6 protein-coding genes are annotated in these 4107 nt (G+C 64.5%); 3 read left to right on the forward strand and 3 right to left on the reverse strand.

Translation table 11 applies throughout. From position 1 onward, the window contains the following. The coding region (locus DM995_RS21580) for a hypothetical protein (RefSeq protein ID WP_232823972.1) at positions 1 to 248 on the reverse strand (248 nt) is incomplete at its 3' end. A gap of 35 nt (positions 249 to 283) precedes the next feature. Here DM995_RS21580 and DM995_RS21080 point away from each other — a divergent pair. Beyond that, complete coding sequence (locus DM995_RS21080) at positions 284 to 520, forward strand: hypothetical protein (RefSeq protein WP_232823973.1); 237 nt, start codon at positions 284 to 286, stop codon at positions 518 to 520. On the opposite strand, the gene DM995_RS01635 is transcribed toward DM995_RS21080, so the two are convergent. Beyond that, entirely contained in the window at positions 521 to 2074 is a 1554-nt protein-coding gene (locus DM995_RS01635; protein WP_031318193.1) for a TadA family conjugal transfer-associated ATPase, read from the reverse strand. Between the two features lie 211 nt (positions 2075 to 2285). Between DM995_RS01635 and DM995_RS01640 the strand changes: the two genes are divergently transcribed. Both DM995_RS01640 and DM995_RS01645 read left to right on the forward strand, forming a co-directional pair. Next, positions 2286 to 3203, forward strand: coding sequence for a DMT family transporter (locus DM995_RS01640; protein WP_023838320.1), 918 nt, complete (start codon positions 2286 to 2288; stop codon positions 3201 to 3203). Positions 3204 to 3215: 12 nt separating this feature from the next. Beyond that, positions 3216 to 3668, forward strand: a complete 453-nt coding sequence (locus DM995_RS01645) for a DUF6265 family protein (RefSeq protein ID WP_116968281.1) — start codon at positions 3216 to 3218, stop codon at positions 3666 to 3668. Between the two features lie 127 nt (positions 3669 to 3795). On the opposite strand, the gene DM995_RS21585 is transcribed toward DM995_RS01645, so the two are convergent. Then, positions 3796 to 4053, reverse strand: coding sequence for an ATP synthase F1 subunit epsilon (locus tag DM995_RS21585; RefSeq protein WP_023838318.1), 258 nt, complete (start codon positions 4051 to 4053; stop codon positions 3796 to 3798). Positions 4054 to 4107: the final 54 nt, after the last annotated feature.

Raw genomic sequence — 4107 nt, forward strand, 5'->3', positions numbered from 1 at the left:
ATGATCGCGATGCGGCTGCTGCTGCCGACCCGGGCTTCGGCAGGATCGATCAGCGAAGGGGCAAGGCCCATCGCCGCGATACCGGCAAGCACCTGACGACGATCGAGCCCCGGCCCCTGTCCATCCGTTCGGTCGGGCGCGGCCTTGGCCAGCAGCCCCCAGACAAACCCCGTTCCGCGCATATGCCGTGCCTCCCCCCTGCAGACGCTACGGAAGAGGAGGGTGATCCCAACGCCGCGCAGCGTCAAGATTAATGGCGGATTGGCAATATCGGGGCTGGACTTTGGCGGCCGCCACCCCAAATGACGCGCACAAAAAGGGAGCGCGCATGTTTCACAGTCTCTGGGGTCAGTTGGCCCTTGCCATGTCGGCGCTCGCCGGCACCGCCGCCTTTGCGGACGCGCGGCGCATGCGGCGCACCAATTTCGACCGGGTCGGTTTCATGCCGTGGACCAGTATCTCGATGCTGGCGATCACCGGCGCGATCATCTCGGCCGCCTTCGCGCTGAAGGGCTTCTGATCAGAGACAGGCCTCGAGAAACGCCTGTTCGAAGCCGAACTGGCGTGCCTTTTCCAGCGTATACGGGCGCAGGCCCGTCGAGCGATATTCGCCGATGATCTTGCCGTCGCTGCCTTCGTCCAGATATTCGAACTTGAACAGTTCCTGGGTGACGATGACCTCGCCCTCCATGCCGATCACCTCGGTCACGTTGGTCACGCGGCGCGAACCGTCGCGCAGGCGTTTGACCTGGACGATGATGTCGACCGATTCGGCGATCTGGCGGCTGATCGCTTCCTTGGGGATCTTGATGTCACCCATCAGGATCATGTTTTCCATACGGCCGAGCGCTTCGCGCGGGCTGTTGGCGTGGAGCGTACACATCGATCCGTCGTGACCGGTGTTCATCGCGGCGAGCAGGTCGAAGCACTCCGCGCCACGAATTTCGCCGAGAATGATGCGGTCGGGACGCATACGCAGCGCGTTCTTGACGAGATCGCCGATGCTGATTGCGCCCTTGCCCTCCAGGTTCGGCGGGCGCGTTTCGAGCGGCAGCCAGTGCGGCTGCTGCAGACGCAATTCGGCCGCGTCCTCGATGGTCAGCACGCGCTCGCCCGGGTCGATCATCTTCGACAGCGCGTTGAGCATGGTCGTCTTGCCCGAGCCGGTACCGCCCGAAATGACGATGTTGAAGCGGCAGGCGCCTGCGATCTTGAGCGCGGTCGCCATCTTTTCCGACATCGCGCCCCAATCCTTCAGATTGTCGAGCGTGATCGGCTTTTCGGAGAACTTACGAATCGAGATGGCGGTGCCGCGCAGCGACAGCGGCGGGATGATGACGTTGACGCGGCTGCCGTCCTTGAGGCGGGCGTCAGCGAGCGGCGTCGTCTGGTCGATGCGGCGGCCGACCTGGTTGACGATGCGCTGGGCGATCTGCAGCAGATGCTCCTCGTCGCGGAACTGGATCGGCGCGATCTGCAGCTTGCCCTTCTTTTCGATATAGGTCTGCTCGGGCCCGTTGACCATGATATCGGTGATCTCGGGATCGTTGAGCAGTTCCTCGAGCGGGCCGAAGCCGAGCAGCTCGTCGATCAGCACCTTTTCCAGCGCGAACTGCTCGCGCCGGTTGAGGGTGAGCTTGAGCTCGGCGAGCACCTCGAGGATGATCGGGCGGAATTCCTCGGCCAGCTCGTCCTTGGTGAGCGTTGCGGCGGCTTCCGGGTCGACGCGTTCGAGCAGGCGCGGCAGCACCTGTTCCTTGATCTTGTGGACCGAGGCTTCGAAGCCTTCCACCTTGGGTCCGCTATCGGCAACCGAATTGGCGCGGTCCGAAAGGCGCGTCATCGCGTCGTTCAGCGCGGCGCTTTCGGGCGTCATGTCGATCATGTCGAGGCCGGGCAGATCGACCGTGTCGAGATCGGGGAACTGGTCGCCGCCCATGTCGAGCGACAGGCCGAGGCGCGCTTCGGGCGGCGGGGTGGCCGCGCCACCCTTCATCGGGCGGGCGACGCCGAAGCTCGGCCGCGCGCCGGGCCCCATCTGTCCAATCCCATTCTTTCTGCCAAACGCGCTCATGGTGACCGATTATCCCGGAATATGTCGCAGACAGCCGACAAGGCTGCCCTGATGGTTCATGGTGAATAGCCCGGAAACTTTGACAATGTCCTAACAGGCGGTTCTGCCAGGCCCTTGCCGCTGCGTGCCTGCCCCGATGGTGCTTGCATCCGTGCCAGTATCGGGCATTAAGCCGGGCAAAAGTTAACAACCCACCAGCAGGCGCGACCCCTTGTCCGAAAATACGACGAAACCCGGTGCAGGCGATGCCGGACGCCGCAATCGCGGCGCGGGGATGCTGTTTGCGCTGGTCGGCTTTGCGCTGCTCTCGTGCGGCGACGGGCTGATCAAGTCGACCGCAGGCCAATGGCCGGGCATGGCGGTGGCGGCGCTGCGCTTCACGCTGGGCGCGATCGGTCTTGGGCTGGTGCTGCTGATCCGCGAAGGTCCGCAAGGCTTCCGCTTCCCGCGCCCCCGGGTACAGCTGGCACGCGGATTCTTTCTCGCCGGGGCAACGGTAACCTTCTTCTCCAGCATCTTCCTGATGCCGCTGGCGACGGCGACCTCGATCCAGTTCATGGCACCGCTGCTGACCGCGGTGATCTCGGCGATTCTCTACAAGGAGCGGCTGAGCCCGGGGCGCTGGGTCGCGACGCTGATCGCCTTTGTCGGCGTGATGATCGTGCTCAGGCCGAGCTTTGCCGATCTCGGCTGGGCGGCCTTTCTGCCGCTCGCCGCCGCGTTCGGGATGAGCGGGCTGATGATGAGCAACGCGCGCGCCGCCGGATCGGGCAGCGTTCTGCTGATGCAGTTCCTCGTCGCCGCCATCGCCGCGCCGCTGCTGATCCTCTATGCCGCGCTCGGCCATCTGTCGGGGGTGCCGTCGCTGCAGATCGGCTGGCCGAGCTGGTATGTCGTTATCGTGTGCGCCACCGTCGCGGTGTCTGCGAGCTTCAGCCACATGTTCGTCTATCTTGCCACCGCGCGCAGTTCGGCGGCGACCGTCGCACCGATGGTCTATGTGCAGATCATCGTTGCCATCGCGATCGGCGTGGTCTTCTATCGCGACTATCCCGATCTCGTCGCACTGGCGGGCACCGGGGTGATCATCGCCAGCGGCATCTATCTGCTGCGCGACGGACGCAAATAGGGAAGGGCAGTCATGGCATTGACGGGATGGATATGGGCAATGGCGATGCAGATGGCGACGCTGCCCGCGCCACCGTCATTGCCCTGCTGGATCGAGGGGCGCTGGGTTTCGGAAGAAGCCGAAGGTCGCTGGACCGAGGAGAACTGGACCGGCTGCCGCGCCGAGACGATGCTGGGCACCGGTCGCGGCGGGCGCGGCGACGAGGTCACGACGTACGAATTCATGCGCATCGCGCGTAACGAGAATGGCGACCTGATGTTCTACGGTGCGCCCTTCGGCAATCCGGCCGCGGCGTTTCGCGCAGTCAAGGCGGGGCCGGCGGAGATCGTGTTCGTCAATTCGAACCACGATTATCCGCAGCGCATCCGATACTGGATGGAAGGCGACATGCTGATGGCCGAGGCGAGCATGCGCGACGGCAGCCGGGCACAGGCGTGGCGGTACAAGCGGGTTGCGGGGAAGTAGGGGGCCGTTGAGCCTAAACGTTCTCCGGCGAAAGCCGGAGTCCAGGGGCCGATAATTCCCAGCGGTTTTTTAGCCGCTCTGGGTTCCGGCTTTCGCCGGAAAACGGGGATGGTTTGAATACCTGAAATCAGCCCGAGACGCGCTCGGCCAGGATCGTCAGGCCCTTTTCGTTGACCTCGGCAAAGCCGCCCTCGATCGCGATGGTTTCCGGCTGCGCGCCCTCGCTCTTGTAGATCGAGACCAGGCCGTCGCGGACGGTCGACATCAGCGGCGCATGGCCTTCGAGCACGCCGAACTCGCCCTCGGCGCCGGGCACGACGACCATATGCACCGCTTCGGAGCGGACCAGCTTTTCGGGGGTGACGAGTTCAAAATGCAGTGCCATCGTTAGTGCCTTCTCCCTCTCCCCTTGAGGGGAGAGGGTCGGGGAGAGGGGCAA

The organism is Blastomonas sp. UPD001 (assembly GCF_003426715.1).
Classification (GTDB): Bacteria; Pseudomonadota; Alphaproteobacteria; order Sphingomonadales; family Sphingomonadaceae; genus Blastomonas.